Source organism: Acinetobacter sp. YH12128 (assembly GCF_013418655.1).
GTDB classification, from domain to species: Bacteria; Pseudomonadota; Gammaproteobacteria; order Pseudomonadales; family Moraxellaceae; genus Acinetobacter; species Acinetobacter amyesii.
In genome coordinates, this window is sequence record NZ_VPBO01000017.1 from 29,907 (window position 1) to 53,172 (window position 23,266).

The window sequence follows — 23,266 nt, forward strand, 5'->3', positions numbered from 1 at the left end:
GTTATTTCACAACCTTTTTCGCATAACGTGCATCAAAAAGTTGGTCAATGACTTGATTGACATTGGTTCCTTTACGAACTAAATCTTCCTCAGTCAAAATCGTGCTAGATTTCTTTAAGGCCGCAATGTGTTTAGCTGTTGGGATATTTTGCTCAAAGTTGGTACGACTCAACTGCAGCTTGGCAACAGCCAATGGAAGCTTGGACTCACGTGCCAATAATTCGGCTAATTTATCTGGATTGGCTTTGGCCCATTGACGTGCTTGTTCATAGGCTTTAATCACAGCTTCAACGGCTTCAGGACTTTGCTGGCTAAATTGTTGTTTGGTACTTAAAACGCTATAGCTGTTAAAACCCACATTTCGATACAGCAAACGCGTGCCTGATTGTACCTGTGCCGATGCCATGAGAGGATCTAATCCCGCCCATGCATCGACTTGACCACGTTCTAAAGCCGTTTTGCCATCGGGATGTTGTAAATGTACCAATTGCACATCACGTTTATTGAGGCCGACTATTTCTAAAGACTGCAAAGTAAATAGGAACGGATCGGTTCCTTTGGTCGCTGCAATTTTTTTGCCTTTGAGGTCTTTCAGACTTTTAATCGGAGAGTTTTTTGCCACAACCAATGCTGTCCATTCAGGCTGTGATTGGATGTATACGGTTTTAATCGGACTGCCATTGGCGCGACTCAAAACGGCTGCTAGTCCTGCCGTTGAGGCAAAATCCACACTGCCACTATTCAGATATTCGAGTGAGCGATTACTGCCTTGGCTAAAGACCCATTTAATTTGTGTCTTGGGTAAAGCTTTTTCTAAGAGTTTTTGTTCCTTTACCACTAAACTGGTCGGTGCATAGTAGGCATAATCCAGTTTAAGTGTCGAAGGAATAGCAGCAAAGATAGAGCTACTGAGTAGGCTGAACGTCAGCGTAGAAAAAATTAGTTTTGAGCTTTTAAATAGGGAAGTCATATCGTTCACAAACAAGTGTTGAATTATGAGCACATAGATACGACGGAAATATTTCAGAAACAAAACAGAATAAATGCTAAGAATAATAGAAAACGAGATAAGCTTATAAATCAAATATAAGTATTTGATATAAAATATTTTATTGAATTTAATTGTGCTGAAATTTTTTTATATAAATTAATGTGTAAGCTTGCATGAAAAATGCTTAGATATTTTAGTGTAATGAATATTCAAAAATTATTGTGAATTATAGACTTCAAATAATCTTTCCAATAAAAAAGCAGCTTTCGCTGCTTTTTATATGTGATGAATACTTACATTGGGTAGTCTTGTAAGCTATCGAAAACTTCAACTTGTTCTAAAGCTGATGTTTCTACTGCAAGACAGTAAGCAATAATTTTTGCAGTTGCATTGACTAAATTTTCATCTTTTAGATTTGCACCTGCTTGAATTGCTTCAATGTCATTTGCTTGGATATCCAGTGCATGAGCAACTTCAACTGCATTTTCAGTGCTAAAAAATTGTGAGATCAAATTTTGCAAATCAATATCTGCGACAGTTTTAAGCTGTTCATGAAACAGTTCATCAATTGCGTCAATCTGAGTGAAAAGAGAATCTGAAAAGTTTTGAACAAGTTGTTGTTCAAGAACATCAATCATCTTAAGCATAGGAAAGCCTTTCAAGGAGATGCAGGAGAATTGGAAAATAAATAAGCAAAGTGCTTTAAATTGAGTGAAAAATAACCTAATTAGACTAAAGTAGCAATCGTTCAAGGATGAATGGTCAGTCTATTTATTGAATATTTTTAAGTTATTGATTTTCTATTAATTAGATGAATATTCAATTTATAAATAGCGAATATCAAATTTTAGGCCTTGAATTCAGGCGCATTATTTTGTCGATACGCACCGGGACTGACGCCTGTCCATTTTTTAAATGCCCGATGAAAAGCACTCGGATCATGAAAATTTAGTTCTTCACTGATATCTTGCAAACTTTTATCGGTATGAGTTAAAAAATCGATGGCAGTATCACGTCGGATATCATTTTTGAGTTGTTGATAACTCACACCTTCACTTTTAAGACGGCGATGCATTGTGGCTTCCGACATATTCATTTTGACTGCCAACTCATAAAACTCTAACCATTCGGCAGGAGAAACGTCTAACAGTTGTTTACGAATTTGGCTGCTGAGTGCATACGGGTTTTTAAAGCGTACCAAGAGGTTTTCAGGTGTTTGTTGTAGGAATTGATACCACGAACGTGTATCTTGTTTGATTGGCAGGGTTAGGTAACTGGCATCTAGCTGAATATAGTTTTGACTGGCTTGGTAATGAATATTTTCACAGAAGCGAACTTTATAGTCGTGATCATCAAGCGGTGCATCACATTTAAATTGGATTTGGTTTAATAAAATCCGTTGTCCACTTAGCCAGCACAGTAGCGTGTGGATGAGCATCAAATATGTTGCATAGCTGAACATGCGTTTAGGCGCTTGTTGGTCATAGATCACGATATAAGCAAAGTGATCTTCAATGGTTAAATCACTATGCAAGTCATCTAAAACCAGATTTAAAAATTGTAGGATTTGCTTAAGTGCATCCCCCAAGGTGCTGTTATGCATGACCATTTTCGAAAGTAGTTTAAAACTACCACGTCGCATGGCATGCCGATCCATGCCAAAAAATTCATCATCCATCACATCTGCAAGATGAGTCCATAAAGCCGCATATTGAGAAACAGAAACTCTGGTTTTACGCGATAGCAGTAACTCAGAGGGAATACCCGCCTTTTGTAAAATAGCAGAAATATCAAATTGCTTTTTTTGCGCATCGTGTAATGCTTCATGCACCAAGTCGATTGAAATCGTCCCTTTGCTGTATTCGAGTCCATGCTTCGGCATATGTGCGGATAGGTCCTTGTTCAGAATTGTCCAAATACATCAGAAAAGATGCAACATTTGGAAATTGTACTGAATAAATTCTCTGTTTACTCTGCATCTTAAGTCGAATTTAAAACAAGACATCGTAAATAGGGAATTGATATGGACATTAAAGGAAAAGTTTTTGTTGTGACTGGTGGTGCATCAGGACTAGGCGCTGCGACAGCAACACATCTGATTGGCCTGGGTGCAAAAGTGATTATTGTGGATATGAATCATGAGCATGGCGAAGCGATGCAACGTCAACTGGGTGATCATGCCAAATTTGTTCAATTGGATGTCACTGATGAACAAGCGGTCGGCGCTTTCTTTGCACAAGTTGAAGCGGAATTTGGTCAACTTAATGGCTTAGTGAACTGTGCAGGTATCGCACCTTCTGCAAAAGTTTTAGGTCGTGACGGATTACATGATTTGGCGATGTTCCAAAAAGTATTAAATATTAATGTTTCAGGCACATTCAATATGCTGCGCTATGCGGCACAACTGATTGCTAAATATGAATTAAAAGCAGGTGAAGAAGAGCGTGGCGTGATAGTGAATACTGCGTCGGTTGCGGCTTTCGATGGTCAAATTGGTCAGTCGGCTTATGCAGCATCAAAAGGGGCAGTGGTTGCAATGACATTACCTCTTGCACGTGAGCTTGCACGTGAATCAATCCGTGTGATGACCATTGCTCCGGGTATTATGGAAACGCCGATGCTCAAAGGCTTAGCACAAAATGTACAAGATGCTTTGGGGCAAATGGTGCCTTTCCCACCACGTTTAGCAAAACCACAAGAGTTTGCAAAATTAGTGACGCATATTTTTGAAAATGCCTATCTCAATGGCGAAGTGATTCGTCTTGATGGCGCGATTCGTATGCAGCCTAAATAGTTATTTATTAAAACTGCTTATTCTGGCTTCTACGACGGAGTCTGATCGAGAATAACTTCGTTGACAGTAGCTCATCTCGTTACTTTTGTTTCGGCAAAAGTAACCAAAACCATTGTCATTTGCAAAACTCGTCATCAAGTATTTATTGATTTACAGATTACACAAACATTAGAGATTAATGGCGTCCTGCCTCAGACAGTTGCAAATGACGTCGTCGTGTATCCAACTTTGCTTTATACAGCCAAAGTATTTTTAATTCCGCAGTTATCCAAAATTTAAAGCTATACGCGCTATAAAAGATTTAGAAAAGGAAGTCTCATGATTTTAAATGATGAACAAAAAATGGTTCAGGACATGATGCGAAGCTATTCGCAAGAAAAACTGAAACCAACGGCAGCAGAGCGTGACAAAACGGCAGCATTTCCTGCACAAGAGCTAAAGGAACTTGGTGAGCTAGGTGCTTTAGGCATGACGGTTTCGGATGAATGGGGTGGTGCAGGTTTAGACTATGTGTCTTTGGTTGTTGCCTTAGAAGAAATTGCTGCTGGCGATGGTGCGATTTCCACAATTGTTAGCGTACAAAACTCACTGCCATGTGGCATCACGCAGCGTTATGGTACAGAAGCACAAAAAGAAAAATACTTAAAAAAATTAGCCACAGGCGAATGGTTGGGATGTTTTTGCTTAACAGAACCACAAGTGGGTTCAGATGCGAGTGCGTTGGAATGTAAAGCGGAGCGTGATGGTGACGAGTGGGTGTTAAATGGCACCAAGCAATTTATTACCACAGGAAAACATGCCCAAGTAGCCTTGGTTTTTGCGGTAACGGATAAGTCTGCAGGTAAAAAAGGGATTTCGTGCTTTTTAGTACCAACGGATGCGCCGGGTTATATCGTAACGCGTTTAGAAGACAAAATGGGTCAGCATTGTTCCGATACAGCAACGATTGTTTTAGATGACTGTCGTATTCCTACAGACAGTCTTTTAGGCCAAGAGGGTGAAGGCTATAAAATTGCCTTATCGAACTTAGAGTCAGGTCGAATTGGTATTGCAGCACAGTCTGTGGGTATGGCCCGTGCGGCATTAGATGCAGCCGTTGAATATGCCAATGAACGCAAGGCATTCGGCGTAGAGATTGTACAGCATCAGGCCGTGGCATTTCGCCTCGCGGATATGGCTACCCAAATTGAGGCGGCTCGCCAATTGATTTTCCATGCAGCGACGTTAAAAGATGCAGGTTTTCCATGTTTAAAAGAAGCCTCGATGGCGAAACTTTTTGCATCGACGATGGCTGAACGGGTGTGTTCAGATGCGATTCAGATTCATGGGGGCTATGGTTATGTATCTGATTTCCCAGTAGAACGAATTTATCGTGATGTGCGTGTCAGTCAAATCTATGAAGGTGCATCGGACATTCAGCGGCTGGTGATTGCACGTGAAGTCACCAAAGGGTGAAAGGTTAAAAAATAGACTTTAGTCGATGTTCAAACCCTGCAATGGCGTTGATGGTTATGGAAATTGCAGGGCACATCCAAACATGGTTATCTAGGTATAGACAGTCTAAGAATAGGTAATTTACGAATAGATTGTCGAAGAGTATAAGTTTCAAAACTAAAAAACCGACATTGCAATCGGTGTATAGAAAAGCAGTAAAAGCGGATGTGGCAAAGGAATCGTCACTAGTACGCAGCGGTACAACAACAAGATCAATAAACCTCAAAGTCTTGCACTTTGAATCATAGAGAACAGGATAGGAATTGTCGTCATGAAGACACTAGAACAAGCATATCGTGATTTTAATTTTGAAAAAATGGTTGCAGAACAATTGGTCGGTACGCCAAGTTCAATCAATGCTTATGATGAATGTTGTGGGCGCTATGTTGGGCAAAATCGAACTGCACTGATCTGGGAAGGTAAAAATGGTGAATCTGAACAATGGACTTTTGAGCAATTAGATTTAGCTTCGGCACAATTGGCGAATTATTATCAGCGCATTGGGCTAAAAGCAGGTGATTGCATTGCAGGTCTATTACCCCGTACTGCAGAGTTATTGATTACTATTTTGGCAACATGGCGTATAGGGGCAATTTATCAGCCTTTGTTTACGGCATTTGAGTCCAAAGCGATTGAGCATCGGGTGCAAACTGCGGGAACAAAGCTGATTGTAACCAACACTGAGCAACGATCAAAACTTAATCACATTGATTTACCGCATATTTTAAACGTACATGCCGATCAAGCAATTCAAACAGATCCTGACTTTTGGTCAGAGTTGCAATTGCATGACGCCACATTTAACTCAGTTCCCCGTTCATTTGACGATGAATTTTTAATGATGTTTACATCGGGAACGACCGGTTTAGCCAAGTCTGTACCTGTGCCACACAAAGCGTTATTGGCATTTAAAGGGTATATGACACATGCGGTTGATTTGCGTGATGAAGATTCATTTTGGAATTTGGCAGATCCGGGTTGGGCTTATGGTTTGTACTATGGAATTGCAGGGCCATTAAGTTTAGGACACAGCATTATTATGGATGAACGGGCTTTTAGTGTTGATCATGCACTTCAAGTCATCAAAAAATATAAAGTCAGTAATTTGACTGGTTCACCAACGGCTTTTCGTATGTTCTTTGGCTTCAAAGAAAAATTTGACGCATCCATAAAATCACATTTACGGGTTGTGAGTAGCGCAGGTGAGCCGCTAACGCCTGAAGTGATTCAATGGTTTAATCACGACTTAAACGTCAATATTTATGACCAATATGGACAAACGGAACTTGGAATGGTGATTGCAAATCATCATGCTTTAGAACACTACAAAAAAGTGGGTTCAGCCGGTTTTGCTATACCGGGCCATCGTTTCGCGGTGCTTAATAAAGACTATCAAGAAATTGAACGTGGTGGCATTGGAACATTGGCATTAGATTGGTCGCAATCTCCACTGATGTGGTTCACAGGCTATGGTGGCAATAACCGTAAAGCCTTTGTCGGGAACTACTATTTAACCGGTGATACCGTTCGTTTAAACGAAGAAGGCGGCATTGATTTTGTGGGTCGTGCTGACGATGTCATTACAACGTCAGGCTATCGTGTAGGACCTTTCGATGTGGAAAGCACATTATTAGAGTGCGAAGAGGTTTTAGAATCGGCAGTTGTCGGTAAGCCTGATCCTGAGCGTACAGAATTGGTCAAAGCTTTTGTGGTATTGAAACCACAATATCAAGCAAGTTCAGAACTCATGGATAAGCTACAAGCCTATGTGCGATCTCGTTTATCCAAGCATGCTTATCCAAAAGAAATTGAATTTGTAGATGGGTTGCCTAAAACATCGAGTGGAAAAATCCAACGTAATCTGTTGAAACAACAAGAAGTGGCCAAAGCGCAATTAATGCAAAAGGTCAGTTAAGTTTAGGCTGAGATGGATTAAAGGAAAGGCTGCGTACATGCAGCCTTTTTTCGATTTGCTTATCTGAAGTTGGATAATAATTATTTTTGATTTGGCAATTTTAATGCTGAGACATCGGTAAATGTTTTGGAAAGCTCATGAGGCAAAGCAGTGCAGAAATAAGTGCACAAGCAAACATGATTGTGACTAAACCTAAGCTGCCAAAATTACTAAATTTACCGGTTAAAGTTGTAATGATCGCACCAAAGCCAAATTGTAAAGCACCTAATAATGCAGATGCTGTGCCAGCATTTTTATGCTGAAACATAAGAGCCAACTGGCTGCCGGTAGGCATAATGAAACCTAATAGTGCAACGGCAATAAATAGTGCGCTACAGAAGAATATTAGATTTGAATAGCCTAAGCATATCGCAAGGAGCAGTATAGCCATGATGAGTAAGAAACTGCTGTTCATGATTTTATAGGCATTCAGTGGTCCAAATTTTTCATGCACTTTGGGGTTAAAGATTGCAGCAGCAATTAAACCAAATGCATTGAATGCAAAGAGCAGGCTAAATTGGGTAGAACTTAGCTGATACTCACTGATAAATACACTGGCTGAACCAGCGATATAAGCAAAGAAGCCAGCTTGCGCAATACACAGTGTCAGTGAGTAAATGATGAACTTACGATCCCTGATAATTTGCCCATATAATTTGATGGTTTGTGAAAGCTTGAATTGTTGGCGCATTTCCACTTGACGTGTTTCAGGGAGTAGCATTGCAACGGCTGCCAATACAATCGCGGCATATACGGCTAAAAAAATAAAAATATTTCGCCATGAACCTAAAGCCTGCAAGCCATCACCAATTAGAGGTGCAGCCACCAATGAAAGGCCTAATATCGCCAAAACCATTGACATCATTTTGCCCATTGCGGGGCCTTGAAACTGATCTTTGATGATGGCAAACGCAATCACCATCCCAATTGAACCACCTAAACCTTGAATAAACCGAATCCATTGTAATTGTTCAACGCTTTGTGCAAATGCGCAGCCGATTGAGCCTAAAATATAAATTCCTAAACCTAAGTAAATAAGCGGCTTACGGCCAAATTTATCCGAGAGTGGGTCATACATCAGCTGGCCAAGCATTAAACCCACAAAAAATGTCATCAAACTCAGTTGGATCGCACCTTCGCTACTCCCTAAAGATGTTGCCATAGCGGGAATGCTTGGTAGGTACATATCAATACCTATCGGGCCGATGGTTGCGAGTAATGCAATGAGTATGAGCATTGCACGTGTATTTGATGCTGTCATAATGTGGTCGGATCTTGTGAAAAGCGGCGCATTATGAAACCTATTGGTTCCCTAAGTTAAGGAGAGCAGCATTGGCAAAACTAGGCCGTCCTTTGGTCATGTCGGCAGAACAGCGGCGTGCAGAAATCTTTTCTATTGCAGAACAACTCTTTGGTGAGAAGGGCTTTGAAAATGTCACCATGTCTGAAATTGCGACCGCAGCAGGTATGTCTAAAAAAACGCTATATGTGTATTTTTCTGATAAACGTGAACTGCTTATTTCATTGGTTGAGTCGTCCTATATCTGGACTGAAGATGCTTTTGATGCCAATAGTTTAGATCGTGTGTTGGCCTTGCAGAATCAGTTGAAGAAAATCGCTGAGCATGTCCTGTCCGAGCGGCATATTAAGTTGTGCCGACTGGCGATCGCAGAGCGTGTTGGTGTTGATGGAATAAGTGATACTTTTTATGAAAAAGGTATCGCCAAAAGCCGAGATCATTTGATTCATACTGTGAGTCATATTCCAAGTGCCCAATTTGTATTGAACTTAAATGCAGATATCATGGCGGATATGTTATTTGGTGCAACCATTTCGAAGCCTTTCGTCGATTTACTATTTTTAAATCAGCAGATCGATATGCAGCAGGTAAATACGGCAATTGAACAAAGTATTCAGGCTTTGTTTAAAATGTGAATGCCTAAATTTTCATAGCAAAATTGAATATTTATTTTCGTCCTTATCTTTGGATTGCTCGTTATAATGGCCTCGGTTTTATGTTTTAAATGAGATAGCAGAACATGGATGCACAGCTCGATCTAGATTCAGACATGGAATTAAGTGATGATGAAATGCATCTATACAGCCGTCAAATATTGCTTGATGGTTGGGACATCGATGCGCAAGAGAAGCTAAAACTTGCCAATGTACTCATCGTAGGGTGTGGTGGAATTGGTTGTACTACAGCCGAATTATTGGCACGTGCAGGCGTTGGCCAAATCACTTTGATCGATGCAGATCGCATTGAAATCAGTAATTTGCAACGACAAATCGCGTATATCGAACACGATGTAGGTTTTTATAAAGCTGAAATTTTGGCTAAACGTTTACAAACGATTAACCCGTATATCCGTGTGCAAAGCTATACCTCAAAATTAGATGAAAGCAATGCAAAGGCATTGATTTCACAGCAAGATTTGGTTCTCGACGGTTGTGATAATTTCAGCACGCGTTATTTGGTCAATGCAAGCTGCGTAGAAAATAATATGGCGCTGATTAGTGCTTCAGCGATTGGTTTCCAAGGGCAACTGTTTATGGTCGAAGGAAACGCGGCATGTTATGAATGTCTATTTCCAAAAGAACAGCATGCCAATGAAAGTTTGCGCTGTGCAGACTCGGGTGTGCTTGCAACCACACCAAATGTTATGGCAAGTTTGCAAGCTCATCATGCTTTGCTTTATTTGGGTTTAGGAAAGACAGTATTGAAACAAAAACTTTTGTTGTGGGATGGTCTGTCAATGAAACAAAAAATTCTCGCTTTTGAAATAGATCCCGATTGTCCAATCTGTCAGGCAAGATAAAGCAGCAAGCCCTTATTTTTTTGCTACACTCACGTTAATTATTTTTTTCTAAGACATTATGAAAAACAATATCTGGTTAGATGGAATTCGCTCGGTTGCCCGCATGGGTGAGACCGCTGTCGTTGCGGCAAAAGCCGGCTTTAAATATGCAACTGAAAAACCAAGTAACGCAAAATTAATGCGTGAAACTTTTGAATCACTAGGTTCAACCTATATTAAATTAGGTCAATTTATTGCCAGTACACCTTCTTTATTTCCGCGTGAATATGTAGAAGAGTTTCAAGGCTGTTTAGATCAGACACCGTCATTGCCGTTTAGTTATGTGCAGCAGGTATTGGCTTCAGAATTTGCTGGCCGTAATTTAGATGAAATATTTGCTTCAATTGATGAAAAGCCTTTGGCTTCTGCATCTATTGCACAGGTACACGCTGCTAAATTGGTCAGTGGTGAAAATGTTGTTATCAAGGTGCAAAAGCCGGGTGTCGAGACGATTCTCTATACAGATTTAAATGTCTTACATTGGGCTACTAAACTGGTTGAAAAAGCTGTACCCAAAGTCAAATTTGCTTCACTTGCAGATATTGTTGAAGAAATTAAAGTTCGCATGGTACGTGAAGTGGACTTTATTGAAGAAGCTCAAAATCTTGACGACTTTGTGAATTATCTGAACGTAACTCAAAACAAAGCCGCAACAGCACCAAAGGTTTATCACCAATATTCAACACGTCGTGTCTTAACCATGGAACGTTTATACGGCGTGCCATTGACCGATTTTGACGTGGTCAAGAAAGTCGCTAAAGATCCATCGCAAGTTTTGGTGACAGCGATGAATACATGGTTTGGCAGCTTGATGTTATGTAATAGTTTCCATGCAGACTTACATGCAGGCAACCTGATGTTGCTTGAAGATGGTCGAGTTGGATTCATCGATTTTGGTATCGTGGGCCAGTTGAAACCTGAAGTGTGGACAGCATGTATTGCGTTTATGGATGCCCTACAAAAAACTGACTACAACTTGATGGCTGAAAATATGCTGAAAATGGGCATGACGGCTGTCAAAATTGACACACAAGTCTTAGCTGCCGACTTAGAGCGCTTATTTAGCGGTGTGCTTTTGGCCGATCCGCAAGAGTTATTAACCTCGAATCCTGCCGATTTGAATGACATCATGATTGATATGGTACAAGTCGGAGAGCGTCATGGTATTCGCTTCCCACGTGACTTCGCTTTATTATTCAAACAAATGTTGTACTTCGATCGCTTTATGCGCATCCTTGCGCCATATACCGATATTTATGCAGACCAGCGTATTCAGATGGTGCAGACTATGGATCCTAATTTATTGTTGAAGCAATAATTTAGCCGCAAGATATAAATAAAATCCTCTTGCTTAAACAGGAGGATTTTATCGATGTTTAAGATTTTATTTTGAGTGTAAGAATGGACGCAATTATCATTGAAGGTTTGAAAGTTGAAACTGTAGTCGGCTGTTTCAATTGGGAGCGTCAAATTATTCAGCCTTTGATGCTCGACCTCAATATTCAAACCAGTTTAGCGCAGGCGGCTCAGTCAGATGAGCTTGAAGATACCTTGAATTATGCTGAAATTTGCGAAATATCAGCCAAAGTCATTCAAACTGCTCAACCTAAATTGATCGAACATGCAGCAAAACTGGTGATTGATGCACTTTTTGCTACCTATGACAGCATTGAATCTATTATGATTAGCATCCGGAAGCCTGCCATTATCGCGCAAGCCAATTCTGTAGGAATTCGTCTTGAACGCCACCGAAACGATTTTCGCCCTAGCTCTGGCGAGTAATTTCAATCCCAAACCGCATTTTCAACAGGCTTTACGTCAAATTCAGGCTTTGGGTCATGTTGAATTTTCCAAAATTTATGTGATTCCTTGTCGTGATGGCATTGGGGCGGATTATTGGAATGCAGCTTGTTTGGTGAAAAGCAGTTTATCTGTAGATGAAATCAGCACCTTACTGAAAAAAATGGAAGCAGACTCAGGTCGTGTTCGTCCGTCTCATAATATCGCTTTGGATCTGGATCTGATCGCGTGGGGCGAAAGCTTAGCGCACATGCAATTTAATCCGAAAAAACTGCCTTTAGCACTCGATGTTAAAATACCAATGTTCGACATTTGGAAAAATGAAATGTTTGAACATCCAGCACATCAATTTCCTATGGTGAGTTGCCAAAAAGTTTTAGTGGATTGAGCGAATGAAACGAAATGTTTTCAATGCACATGAGTGATATTTCAAACTGACCTTAAATACGCTAGATAAACAATAACAAAAATATTCAAATCCTGTCATGGTATGCGCTAGCGTATAGGCTGTCGCAGGATTACATTATCTTTTTAGCTTCAAAATAATGATATGAACTGGACTGATCTGATTCAGCACTATGGCTATATTGCGATTTTTATTGGCACATTGTTTGAAGGAGAAACAGTGCTGATGATTGGCGCCTATGCCGTCCATCAACACATACTTCATTTTCCAATGTTGATTGCGGTGGCGATGCTAGGCAGTTTTATTATCAAATGGGCGCTCGCTATGGGCAAAAACTCATCCAGACTAATGCTGAATTTGCACAAAAATTCGATCGTGCGAGCCAGTTTATTGAACATTATCCTATTTTGACCATTTTATTTATGCGCTTTGCTTGGGGTTTTAGAACTATTTTACCTATTGCAGTCGGTGTGCGTGCTTATCCTGTTTGGAAATATGTGCTGATTAATCTAGTTGCCTGTTTTATTTGGGCGATGTTGGTCGCAATGATTGGCTTCCAAATCAGTCATTATTTACATCTATTTTGGGCGAAAATGCTGCCTTATCATCAAGATATTTACATCGTTATTGCCGTTATTTTATGTATCGTATTCTTCCGTGTGCTCTATACGGTGTTGAAGTGGTGGCGTAAGCATCATCAACATTGATAAAGTGAACGTGGCTGATCTGATAAAATCGTCAAAACATAATCAAAAGATTTAAAGGGATATTTAGTGAGCGCAATATGGGCTTAGGTTATGGTGCGGGTGCGGGAGGTTTCCTTATTATTTGCTTTGCGATTTTGGTGCTATTTATTGTCATTGCGATTTGGTTGAGTTGGAATAATTGGTATAAAAAGCAAAAAAATCGACCATATAAAGTAAATGCGGTACTTAAAATTGGTTTATCTGGCGTATTGTTTTTCCCTTTATTTGTTGCAGTAACGCTGGGATTGTTCGTGATTTCAGATCTTAGTTCTGACTATGCAGAGTGGCAGCATCAAAAGAAAATTCATATACAGTTGCAGGAACCCTTAAACTTTGGAGAGGTTGTACTGCCTGAAGGCACGTGGATTAACCGATCATTTGAAACCGACTATACTCTGGAACAGATGACTGATATTCGTCAAGGTCTGACTTCGGCTCGTTTTCCAGAGATTATTCAAATAGCTGGATTTGATGTTATTGCATTTGAGCTGGATCGTCATTTATTGCTGGAATTGGCACATGATCAAACCGTTATGATGAATAACCAAAAGGAAATTTGTCCGGCAGGATGGCTGCTTGAATTAGGTGGATCAGGTTATCCGTCCACTGAGCAACTTTATAGTTTGAATTTTGATTGGTTTACACCAAGTCGATGGCAGCCTATAAACTGTTTTGATGGCGAAGGAATTATTGTATTAGAGTCAAAACATTACTTATGAAAAAGCCTGCATCATTGCAGGCTTTTTGTTCACTATTTATAGAACTTAGCGACAATCATTAGAAAAGCATTAAATGTAATAACTGGTTTTGGTCATCAGCTTTGAAATACCAGTCATGGCAATACGAACTGGAACAGGAAGGTCTACACCACCTGCATTGAGTGCTGTATCACGGTGATGCAGCTCATCTTCATTCATTTGCACTAAAATTTTACGTGAACGTTCGTCTTGTTCAGGAAGTTGGCGGATGTGATCTTCTAAATGCAGGCTCACTTGGCGCTCAGTTTCAGCGACAAAACCTAAGCTGTATTTATCACCGGCAATACCTGCCAATGCACCCATCCCAAAAGAAAGGCCGTACCAAACAGGGTTGAGCAGACTAGTATGGCTGTCTAATTCTTTTAAGCGGTCTTCACACCAAGCCAAATGATCTTGTTCTTCAATCGCAGCGTGTTCCATTTCACGGCGGACATTTGGCAGTTTAGCGGTGAGTGCTTGGCCATGATAAAGCGCTTGGGCACAAACTTCACCACTATGGTTGACACGCATTAGACCCGCCACATGACGTGCTTCACTGACTGCAAGTTGAGTCTTTTCAGCAACAGACGGATTTTCACGATGTGCAGCCGTTGCTCCGGGAACTAAACTACGTAAGGCCTGATCAAATGAGTGAATAAGTTTGTCGACACCTGTAAATTGACGCATGGATTAATCCTCCAGAGAGACTTGCGTAGTTTGAAGCAAAGGTTTGATGCGTAATAGCAGCCAAATACAAAAAATTGCACTGAGCACTGCGGTTATACAAAAAAGTATTTTAATATCAATCTTTAAAACACTCAGAATAATAATTGAAAATATAGCAGAAGATACCATAAATACCGCATTTAAAATGTTGTTTGCGGCAACGACTCGCGCACGATGTGAGCGTGGGGAGTAAGCTTGCATCATTGCATAGAGTGGAACGATGTAAAATCCGCCACTAATGCCCAATAAAGTCACGGCAATCATGACATGGTAATAGCCCCAACCTTGATGAAAAACTTCTGAAAGGGTAATAAGTGGGCCAGTTTGAGTAGGGACGAGGGTCAAACTAAAGGCTAAATACAGTGCAAATACCGTTAAACCTACAGCACCGATGGGAACCATCTTAATATTGACTTGAGTGCCGCCCAATTTACGACAAAGTAATGAACCCACGCCCACACCCACAGAGAAAAAAGTCAATAGCAAGCTAACGACATTTTCAGAGGCATGTAGGTTTTGCTGGGTCATTTGTGGAATTTGAGTGAGGTAGGTAGCACCATAAAACCAATACCACGAGTTCCCCAATAAAATGGTAAAAATCAGCGGCAAACTTTTGGCATATTTCATCGTTTGGTAACTGGTACGAAAAAAATTCCAATCGATTTTTAAATCAGGTGTTGTGACATTTTGCTTAAGAATAAAACGACTGGTGATATAACCTAAAATGGCGATGGTCATTACCGTCAGGCTGATCCACATTAAATTGCCTTGAGATGAAGCAATCACTGCACCGCCCAAAATCATCCCGAATAAAATTGCCATGGATGTTGCCGATTGGAAGAGCGCATTGCCTGACATCAGCTCATTGGGTTTTAAAATTTCAGGCAAAATCGCATATTTGATTGGACCAAAAAATGTCGAATGGGTTCCCATCAAAAATAGAGCCACCAATAATAACCATAAATGACCGGTCAGAAAGCCAATACTGCCGATGATCATGATGATAATTTCTAAAATTTTGATACCACGGACAAGTTGTGAACGTTCAAACTTATCTGCGATCTGTCCCGCTGTCGCTGAAAAAATAAAGTAGGGTAAAATAAACAATAATGCAGCTAGATTGTTTAGCGTGCTGATGGGTAATGCCTGTTGTTGGATTAATCCATAGGTAATGACCAACAATAAAGCCTGTTTATAGACATTGTCATTGAGCGCCCCAAAAAATTGGGTCAAAAACATAGGCAGGAAGCGGCGTGTACCTAGCAGATGTTCGTTGTTATTCATAAGCGTCTTGCTACATTAAGTTTTATTAAGAAATGTGAGTGATTGGTAAAATCTCTAAAAAAATCATGTAATATGTTTTTGAGTTTGGGGATGGCGAAAAACCAATAGATATAAGATTTTTAGCTCTACATCTGATTGACTAAGTCCATTACATAATGAAATTTGTTAGAGTTTGCTATGCCTGCAAAAATCAAGTTTAAAAAAACAATGCTTCATCACAGTATGGCTCACTGCATACGACAGCATCATAGCAATAAAAGTCTTTATATGAGCATCTTTTTGACCTTGTGTGCTCAGCATAGTTTCGCCCAAATTCCCGCGGAAACTGTTCCAACCTTTGCAGATACAAAAGCAGAGATTGTTGCTGAAATCAAGGATGAGGCTGTAAAGCAAGGGTTGTCGACACCTGAAGCAGTTGAAAAAATTGAAAATATAAATGAGCCGGGAGAATCTGTTGATAGCATGAAAATGCTGCAAGAACAGCAGCAAGCAGGAACACAACTACAAGAATTTATACCCATTGAGTTCGAAGATTTAGAAAACTTACCCGTGACACCTGTTGATCAAAACATGGCGAATGAGATCTTCCAAGTTGCTGAAGAAGCCAAACGTCAGGCGCAGGAGTACCGTGCGACACAGCAAACAGAAGTTGCTGTAGCGGATTTTACCCAAAAAGAGTTAACGGAAATTAACCAAGCGCCAGTCAATATTGATCAGCTCATGAGTGAAATTCGCTCTGATAATGAAATTATTGCGACACAAAATGAAAATGCCAGTACTCTGCAAGAGCTGAATAATCCAACCGTGGAAGATGATGCAGAGCCGGGTATTTTTAAGCGCTTATTATATAAAGTACGTCCGCCACGTCAGATGAATACGGCAAAAGTGCCACGAATTAGTGCGGATGTTGAAATTACCTCAGCACATAATACCAGTCAGACTTCGAGTAAGGCTTATGGTGCGGCGCTGGAAGATCTCAAAGCCAATATTAAAGGCAAGCTTTCAAGTTTTACTCAAGAGTCTTTTAGCGATTTTCCATCGGCTTTGCCTCAATTACGCAGCTTGTCCAATCAGGCTGCACAAGCTGTGGGCTTCTATCAGTCTGAATTCAAATTTGAAAAAGTGTCTGATAGTAAAGTTCGTGTATTGGTTACACCAAATACGCCTGTGCAAATTCAAAAGCAAAATATTGAATTTTCAGGGGCTGGAGCTAATCAAGCTCAGTTTCAGGTGATTGGTGTTTTACCAGATCAGGAAGAAGGTGACATTCTTAATCATGGTGAATACGAAACGACGAAAGGCCGAATTAATGATGCAGCAACTAATAACGGTTATTTCGACTCGTACTGGCGTTTGCACGATGTAAGAGTGGCTCAACCACAAAATACAGCCGATATCAATTTGCGCTTTGAAACGGGCGAGCGTTATAAGCTGGGCGAAGTCGAATTTAGAATGAGCGATCCGAATGCAGAGTTTCCATTGGATCGCGATATTTTAGAAAGCTTGGTGACGTGGAAAGACGGTGCTGACTATACTTTCTGGCGTGTGAATGGTTTGGCCAATAACCTGACGAACTCGCGCTATTTTAACTACACCTTGGTTGATGCGATTCGACCAGACCCGATTGAAAAGCCGCTTGAACTGCCACCAGATATTCAGACCTTGGTTGATCAAAATCAGTTGTCTGAAAGTTCACAAGTGGTGAAAGATAAAACTGAAGTGATGTCGAATAAAGAAGTCACGCAAAAAGTGGTTGATGAAGACCAATTTGCGGGGGTGAATGATGCAGAGCAATCCTCTAAATTACGCAGTTTGCAAGATACGCAAGATGCTAAACAAGCAGAACAAGATCGCTTAAAAGCGCAAGCACGCGAAGATAAAAAAGTCCCTGTGATCGTGACACTGAATGCAGACAAGCTGAATAGTGCAGAAATTGGTGCAGGTTTTGGTACTGATACAGGCACACGTGTTCGTGGCCAGTATCGCCGTGCCATCGTGAATAAACGTGGTCATTCTTTTGACGCCAACATGGAAGTATCCAAAATCCGTCAATCGATTGATGGACGCTATAACATTCCATATAACCACCCATTAAATGACTATGTCAGCTTAGTCGGTGGTTATGAACGTGAAGAACGTGATGATGTCGGTCAAGGTGTTAATCTTTCCATTGAATCTGCTGTAGCGGGTGTGGACCGGATTATTAAAAACCCCCGTGGTAGTTGGCAGCATACCTTTGGTTTACGTTATCGTTTGGACCGTATTACTGATGACGGACTTAATCCTAGTGATGACATTCCAGATGCATTCTTGGTGAATACCAACAATGAACAACAGTCCTTGATGTTTGGCTATGAAATTTCTCGAACCGACTCTGATAAACGTGTGAATCCGAGTAAAGGGATCAAGCAAACCTATAAAGTTGAAGTCGGAAGTGAAAGCTTACTTTCAGATGCTGATATGGCGATCTTGAATGCGGGCTGGCGCTTTATTTATTCGTTGGGTGAAAATGATAATCACCAAGTCGTTGGGCGCAGTGATTTAGGTTATATTCTGACAGAGAACTTTGATAAAGTTCCTTATAACTTACGCTACTTTACCGGTGGTGACCAAACCATTCGCGGCTTTGACTATAAGAGTTTAGCGGCCGAAGAAAATGGCTATAAAATTGGTGGTCAAGTCTTGGCAACGGGTTCATTAGAATACAACTACCAATTTAAAGAAGGCTGGCGTGCTGCGGTCTTTAGTGACTTTGGTAATGCGTACGATAAAGACTTTAATACACCGACTGCATATAGCGCAGGTGTGGGGATACGTTGGGCATCGCCAATTGGCCCAATTCGTTTAGATGTCGCTACCGGACTTTCTGACGACAGCAAACCAATTCGTTTACATTTCTTTATTGGTTCACAATTATAATTTTTAGGTGATGTGTTTTTTATGACTGAACAAGAACAGCAAGAACCAGAAAACGAAACGCCGGTAGAGCAACTGCCGAAGAAGCGTCGTATTCTTCGAAGTGTCATTTTGACCTTCGTGTTCGTGCTTATCTTTTTGGTGGCTGCATTGGCGGTCATGTTCTCTACAGACAAAGGTAGTAAGTTTTTACTTGACCGTGTTCTGGAACGTCAGCAAATCATTCACTATGAATATGAAGGTGGTAACCTGTGGCGGGGCATTATTCTACGAAATGTCCTCGTTACGCTAAAACCTGTCGATGTAAAAATTGACCGTGCCGATATTACACTCGGTTGGCGCGCCATTATTAATAAAGAAATTCATTTAAATAAGGCAGATGTTAAAAATCTGCAAATTATTACCAAGACCCCACCTAGCGATAAACCTTTTGTATTTAGTGAAATCCGTTTGCCGTTCGTACTTCGTGTCGATCATGCAGATTTAGATCATATGTTGATTAAAACCCATAGTTCAGGTGTGGATTTTTATGATATTGAATTAAATGAAGCGCTTTGGTCAGGGACGGAATTAAAATTCGAAGATACCCGTATGGATATGGGGTATTTGTCCGTGCGCCAAGCCTCGGGGAATATGAAATTTGAAGGCAAGTATCCGCTAAATGCTGTGGGGATTGTTAATTTACCTTCATTACGTGAAAGCCTGAAAATTCATGATATTCAAGTGGTGGCTAAAGGATCTCTTGATACGATTCAAGCCGGTGTGGCAACTCATACGCCTGATCTTTTAACAGGATGGGCAGTGGTCCATCCAATGCGTCCACATGTCCCGATGTTTGGTGCGCTTAAATTTAAAAACTATCATTTACCTTTACTGACTGAGCAAAAGCTCTTTGCTAAAAATGGGCTGGCAAAATTAAAAGGGGATATTCAGCGTCTCAATTTAGATTTAGACACGGACCTGAGCGGGGCCAATATTCCTGAGGGTAAATATACTGCGCTCATGAGTACGGACTTGGTCAACCAACTTGATATTTCTAACCTAAATGGTCAAGTGATGGGCGGTGCTGTCAATTTGGGTGGCGTGGTGAGTTGGAAAGATCAGGTCACTTGGGATGTAAGTGGTCGTTTGGATAAAATTAATCCAAAACATAAGCTGATCCCGCAAGTGGTTCAAGATTTTCTACCTGTAAATTTAAACAGTAAGATTGCGTCCAAAGGGACCCTTGAAAAAGGTATGCACTTGACGGCGTTGGTGGATTTTGACCAATATGAAACTTGGAATTTAAAACTCGATCAAGCGCCTGCCAAAAATAATAAAGCTCAGCCGATGCTGATGGATGTGTCTTGGAAAAATATAGACCGTGCAGTGCCATATGTTGGATGGTTGAGTAGTGATTCGGGCAATGTGCAATTGGCGCTTACAGAAGGTCAGCAGAACATCAACGTGGCGACCACCGTGTCAAGACATGAAAAAGGTGCTCTGCCTGCTGGACAATATCAAGCCAAACTGAATCTGAAAAATAACAATCTCAATGTCCCTGCCTTTAGTTATGTGGCCGACAAAGGTCAGCTCAAAGGTAATGCAGTTGTAGAATTGCCTGATCAAAAACGTATGCTGAAATGGCAAGCCAATGTACAAGCACAGCAGTTCAATCCGCAAACCATCGTAGCTGCTGCGCCTGTCGATCAAATTACAGGGTCATTAAAAGCCAATGGTTATGCAAAACCAAATCAACAGATTATTCAGCTGAATAATATTGATTTGTTAGGCCGACTAGCACAGCAAAATGAAACGGTTCATTTAACAGGTAAATCTACTGCTGCGCTGACTTTCCATGATGAGAAACAAGGTGGAGGCTTTAAAGCTTTTGCTGTGAATTATAATGGTGGCCTCAATGCAAGCCAAGTTGCCGCAAGTAAAGGCAGTTTGATTTTCAAAGTATCGGGTACACCTGAATTAATTAAAATAGCCGAGCTACGTCATGATGGCGTGGCAGGTAAAATTTCTGCCAATGGACAAGTTTTACTACAAAAAGCCATTGGTTGGGATATCAATGCATCACTGGTGCATTTTAAGCCGCATTACTTTGCCTCAAATGTACGGGGTGAATTATCTGGAAATTTAAAAACCAGTGGTGTGTGGTCAGATACGCTAAAACGTATTCAAATTGAACGTCTGAATTTGGCAGGTATGATCAATAACAAACCTGTCCGTGGTCAAGGTAACTTGGCGATGGTGATTAATTCAAATCAATCCGGCTTTATGCCAAAACAGTTTGAAGCGAATAATTTACTGTTGGCTTATGCCAATAACCAAATTCAAGCCACAGGTAATGCACAAAATTTACAATTGAAAATTAATGCACCGGCATTATATGAAATTTATGCAGGCCTACGTGGACGTGCTTATGGCTACTTAAATGTTCAAGCACAACCACGACTGCAAGCATCTGCCAATATCGCAATAGATGACTTCGCTTTTAATAATTTATTCAGTGTGAAAAAAATACGGGTGCAAGGCGAGTTGCCAACTTCTGCGACTTCACCAAGTTTATTAACGGCAACGATGGATAATTTACGCAGTAACAACCGTGAGATTGTGAAAGGTCAAATTTCACTGGCCGGTACACGTAATGCGCATTTATTAAAAGTCAGTGCTGAAAATAAATTATCAAAATTTTATGTGCAGTTAGCTGGTGGTTTTAACGCACAAAATAATTGGCTTGGTCAGATTCAAAAAGGCGACTTTGACTCCTTGCGTACACGTCTTGTGCAGCGTCAAAATGCATCGATTATTTACAACACTGCACAGTCTGACTTATTTGTCGGCGCACATTGTTGGATGAGCCAGCAAAGTGAATTATGTTTTGATCAGCCGATTCGTGTGAATAAAAACCGCGGCAATGTATCCTTTGTGACAAAGAACCTAGACTTAAATGATTTTGCAGCATTTATGCCTGAAGGCCTGGCGATCACGGGTAAAGTGAATGGTTATGCGAAAGCGTCTTGGGCGAAAGGTGCAAAACCTAAAATTGATGCACGTTTAGTGACTCGTGACGGTTTACTCGGTTTAGCAGCGGAAGACCCACAGTATTTAGCATCTACTTTAAAATATGATGAAGTAGGTTTGATTGCGAAAAGTGTCGCTGAAGGGCTACAAATTCGACTTGATACCAAAGCTCCAGATATTGGTACAGGTTATGCCAATATTATTATTGACCCGTATAAAGCCAACAAACCGATCCGTGGTGAAGTGGCCTTTAACCAAGTTCAATTGAAAATCTTAAAACCATTTATACAAGATGTCCGTTCAATGGGCGGTACGTTGTCTTATGCGGCAAAAATTAGCGGAACATTGTCTCAGCCTTTAATGGATGGTGAGATTCGAGTGAAAAATGGCTCGATTAGCATGATTTCATTGCCTGTAAACTTGACCAATATTCAGTTGTATTCTGCTGTACGTCAAAACCACGCTACGATTGATGGTGCATTTAACAGTGGTCGTGGTGTGGGCAAATTAACCGGAAATATTGACTGGAAAAATGATCCACGTATCCAGTTGAATTTAACGGGTAATGAAATGTTGGTCCGTCAAGCGCCATTGATCACCGCTGTTGTAAAGCCTGATTTATCTTTAGATGTGCTGCCTTTCAGTAAGAAATTAACCTTAAAAGGTAAAATTGATGTGCCACGTGCATTGATTTCGATGCCAGAATCTTCTGCAACCGTGGTTGGGGTATCTTCAGATGTACGTGTGGTGCATGAAGGTGATAACCAACTTGAAATCTTAAAATCGGCACGTCCTTGGGATATTCGCGCAGATGTACAGGTGAACATTGGTAATCAAGTGATTTTCCAAGGTTTTGATAGTCGAATTCCGTTGATTGGTCGTTTGAATTTGACACAACGTGGTTTAGAAACAGCAATGCGTGCCAATGGTGCAATCGGTGTTTCTCAGCGTGTGAAAATCGAAGCTTATGGTCAAAGTCTGGACTTGAACCGTGCGATTGCCCGTTTCAATGGACCATTGGCGAACCCAACTTTAGATATTGATGCCAATAAAGCCGTACAAGGCAGTACCGTTGGTGTTCGTGTGACGGGTACAGCATCAAGTCCTGCAATTCAGGTGTATAACGATGCAGGTCTGTCTGAACAAGAAGCCTTAAATGCCTTAATTACAGGTCGTATTAATGAAGGAAGTTCAGGTTTAAGTCAGGCGGAAGGTTTCCGTTCTGATGTGAACAATACGATTGCTGCAGCGGGTATTAGTATGGGCTTGGGTGGTACACGTGCATTGACCAATCAAATTGGTCGTACATTTGGTCTGAGTGGTTTGGCATTGGATGCTCAAGGAACAGGGGATGATACTCAGGTTTCTGTGACGGGTTATATCACACCTGACTTATTCATTCGTTATGGCGTCGGAGTATTTACACCTGTGAATAAATTGACCTTACGTTATCAAATGAATCAACGTTTGTACTTGGAAGCGAGTCAGTCTTTAGAGCGTGCAATTGACTTATTCTATAACTGGCGCTTCTAAGAGAAGTCAAAATTT

Annotated in this window: 18 protein-coding genes; 12 read left to right on the plus strand and 6 right to left on the minus strand. The window is 40.8% G+C overall.

The features are described 5' to 3' along the window. Position 1 precedes the first annotated feature (1 nt). From FTU64_RS10240 to FTU64_RS10250, 3 genes are all read right to left on the minus strand, one after another. Entirely contained in the window at positions 2–970 is a 969-nt protein-coding gene (locus FTU64_RS10240; protein WP_180059705.1) for an aliphatic sulfonate ABC transporter substrate-binding protein, read from the minus strand. Between the two features lie 314 nt (positions 971–1,284). Continuing rightward, entirely contained in the window at positions 1,285–1,638 is a 354-nt protein-coding gene (locus tag FTU64_RS10245; protein ID WP_180055898.1) for a hypothetical protein, read from the minus strand. A 200-nt stretch (positions 1,639–1,838) separates the two neighbouring features. Next, complete coding sequence (locus tag FTU64_RS10250) at positions 1,839–2,873, minus strand: AraC family transcriptional regulator (RefSeq protein WP_180055899.1); 1,035 nt, start codon at positions 2,871–2,873, stop codon at positions 1,839–1,841. Between the two features lie 141 nt (positions 2,874–3,014). Between FTU64_RS10250 and FTU64_RS10255 the strand changes: the two genes are divergently transcribed. From FTU64_RS10255 to FTU64_RS10265, 3 genes are all read left to right on the plus strand, one after another. Next, entirely contained in the window at positions 3,015–3,785 is a 771-nt protein-coding gene (locus FTU64_RS10255; protein WP_078188564.1) for a 3-hydroxyacyl-CoA dehydrogenase, read from the plus strand. 318 nt (positions 3,786–4,103) lie between these two features. After that, positions 4,104–5,240, plus strand: coding sequence for an acyl-CoA dehydrogenase family protein (locus FTU64_RS10260; RefSeq protein ID WP_180010358.1), 1,137 nt, complete (start codon positions 4,104–4,106; stop codon positions 5,238–5,240). A gap of 310 nt (positions 5,241–5,550) precedes the next feature. Further along, complete coding sequence (locus tag FTU64_RS10265) at positions 5,551–7,194, plus strand: AMP-binding protein (RefSeq protein WP_180055900.1); 1,644 nt, start codon at positions 5,551–5,553, stop codon at positions 7,192–7,194. Positions 7,195–7,294: 100 nt separating this feature from the next. Here FTU64_RS10265 and FTU64_RS10270 read toward each other — a convergent pair whose 3' ends face one another. Continuing rightward, a complete protein-coding gene (locus FTU64_RS10270; RefSeq protein WP_257222239.1) occupies positions 7,295–8,494 on the minus strand; it encodes a multidrug effflux MFS transporter in 1,200 nt (399 codons plus the stop codon). A 71-nt stretch (positions 8,495–8,565) separates the two neighbouring features. On the opposite strand from FTU64_RS10270, the gene FTU64_RS10275 reads away from it, so the two are divergent. The 7 genes from FTU64_RS10275 (at position 8,566) to FTU64_RS10305 (ending at position 13,762) form a co-directional block, all read left to right on the plus strand. Continuing rightward, positions 8,566–9,168 (plus strand): TetR/AcrR family transcriptional regulator, encoded by a 603-nt coding sequence (locus FTU64_RS10275; RefSeq protein WP_180022024.1) that lies wholly within the window; start codon positions 8,566–8,568, stop codon positions 9,166–9,168. 104 nt (positions 9,169–9,272) lie between these two features. Beyond that, entirely contained in the window at positions 9,273–10,052 is a 780-nt protein-coding gene (locus FTU64_RS10280; protein ID WP_180059706.1) for a HesA/MoeB/ThiF family protein, read from the plus strand. Between the two features lie 58 nt (positions 10,053–10,110). Then, positions 10,111–11,409, plus strand: a complete 1,299-nt coding sequence (locus tag FTU64_RS10285) for an AarF/ABC1/UbiB kinase family protein (RefSeq protein WP_180059707.1) — start codon at positions 10,111–10,113, stop codon at positions 11,407–11,409. 83 nt (positions 11,410–11,492) lie between these two features. Beyond that, entirely contained in the window at positions 11,493–11,873 is a 381-nt protein-coding gene (gene folB / locus FTU64_RS10290) for a dihydroneopterin aldolase (protein WP_180004951.1), read from the plus strand. Then, a complete protein-coding gene (locus tag FTU64_RS10295) occupies positions 11,830–12,279 on the plus strand; it encodes a 2-amino-4-hydroxy-6-hydroxymethyldihydropteridine diphosphokinase (protein WP_078193947.1) in 450 nt (149 codons plus the stop codon). Before folB ends, FTU64_RS10295 begins: the two co-directional genes overlap by 44 nt. A 329-nt stretch (positions 12,280–12,608) precedes the next feature. Beyond that, positions 12,609–13,004 carry a DedA family protein gene (locus tag FTU64_RS10300; RefSeq protein WP_180059708.1) on the plus strand — a complete coding sequence of 132 codons (396 nt, stop codon included), beginning with the start codon at positions 12,609–12,611 and terminating at the stop codon, positions 13,002–13,004. A 77-nt stretch (positions 13,005–13,081) separates the two neighbouring features. Next, positions 13,082–13,762 carry a hypothetical protein gene (locus tag FTU64_RS10305; RefSeq protein WP_180059709.1) on the plus strand — a complete coding sequence of 227 codons (681 nt, stop codon included), beginning with the start codon at positions 13,082–13,084 and terminating at the stop codon, positions 13,760–13,762. 69 nt (positions 13,763–13,831) lie between these two features. Here the strand turns inward: FTU64_RS10305 and coq7 are convergent, their stop codons facing one another. Further along, complete coding sequence (coq7, locus tag FTU64_RS10310) at positions 13,832–14,467, minus strand: 2-polyprenyl-3-methyl-6-methoxy-1,4-benzoquinone monooxygenase (RefSeq protein ID WP_180004953.1); 636 nt, start codon at positions 14,465–14,467, stop codon at positions 13,832–13,834. Positions 14,468–14,470: 3 nt separating this feature from the next. Then, on the minus strand, positions 14,471–15,790 hold the full coding sequence (locus FTU64_RS10315) for an MFS transporter (RefSeq protein WP_180059710.1): 1,320 nt from the start codon (positions 15,788–15,790) through the stop codon (positions 14,471–14,473). Between the two features lie 177 nt (positions 15,791–15,967). Between FTU64_RS10315 and FTU64_RS10320 the strand changes: the two genes are divergently transcribed. After that, entirely contained in the window at positions 15,968–18,709 is a 2,742-nt protein-coding gene (locus FTU64_RS10320) for an autotransporter assembly complex family protein (protein WP_180059711.1), read from the plus strand. 21 nt (positions 18,710–18,730) lie between these two features. Further along, positions 18,731–23,251 (plus strand): translocation/assembly module TamB domain-containing protein, encoded by a 4,521-nt coding sequence (locus FTU64_RS10325; protein ID WP_180059712.1) that lies wholly within the window; start codon positions 18,731–18,733, stop codon positions 23,249–23,251. Positions 23,252–23,266 lie beyond the last annotated feature (15 nt).

Coding starts and splice junctions, on each gene's coding strand:
- FTU64_RS10245 (WP_180055898.1), bottom strand. CDS start 1,638: ATGCTTAAGATGATTGATGTTCTTGAACAACAACTTGTTCAAAACTTT.
- FTU64_RS10315 (WP_180059710.1), bottom strand. CDS start 15,790: ATGAATAACAACGAACATCTGCTAGGTACACGCCGCTTCCTGCCTATG.
- coq7 (WP_180004953.1), bottom strand. CDS start 14,467: ATGCGTCAATTTACAGGTGTCGACAAACTTATTCACTCATTTGATCAG.
- FTU64_RS10305 (WP_180059709.1), top strand. CDS start 13,082: ATGGGCTTAGGTTATGGTGCGGGTGCGGGAGGTTTCCTTATTATTTGC.
- FTU64_RS10240 (WP_180059705.1), bottom strand. CDS start 970: ATGACTTCCCTATTTAAAAGCTCAAAACTAATTTTTTCTACGCTGACG.
- FTU64_RS10285 (WP_180059707.1), top strand. CDS start 10,111: ATGAAAAACAATATCTGGTTAGATGGAATTCGCTCGGTTGCCCGCATG.
- FTU64_RS10250 (WP_180055899.1), bottom strand. CDS start 2,873: ATGCCGAAGCATGGACTCGAATACAGCAAAGGGACGATTTCAATCGAC.
- FTU64_RS10280 (WP_180059706.1), top strand. CDS start 9,273: ATGGATGCACAGCTCGATCTAGATTCAGACATGGAATTAAGTGATGAT.
- FTU64_RS10300 (WP_180059708.1), top strand. CDS start 12,609: ATGGGCGCTCGCTATGGGCAAAAACTCATCCAGACTAATGCTGAATTT.
- FTU64_RS10265 (WP_180055900.1), top strand. CDS start 5,551: ATGAAGACACTAGAACAAGCATATCGTGATTTTAATTTTGAAAAAATG.
- folB (WP_180004951.1), top strand. CDS start 11,493: ATGGACGCAATTATCATTGAAGGTTTGAAAGTTGAAACTGTAGTCGGC.
- FTU64_RS10325 (WP_180059712.1), top strand. CDS start 18,731: ATGACTGAACAAGAACAGCAAGAACCAGAAAACGAAACGCCGGTAGAG.
- FTU64_RS10255 (WP_078188564.1), top strand. CDS start 3,015: ATGGACATTAAAGGAAAAGTTTTTGTTGTGACTGGTGGTGCATCAGGA.
- FTU64_RS10320 (WP_180059711.1), top strand. CDS start 15,968: ATGCCTGCAAAAATCAAGTTTAAAAAAACAATGCTTCATCACAGTATG.
- FTU64_RS10270 (WP_257222239.1), bottom strand. CDS start 8,494: ATGACAGCATCAAATACACGTGCAATGCTCATACTCATTGCATTACTC.
- FTU64_RS10260 (WP_180010358.1), top strand. CDS start 4,104: ATGATTTTAAATGATGAACAAAAAATGGTTCAGGACATGATGCGAAGC.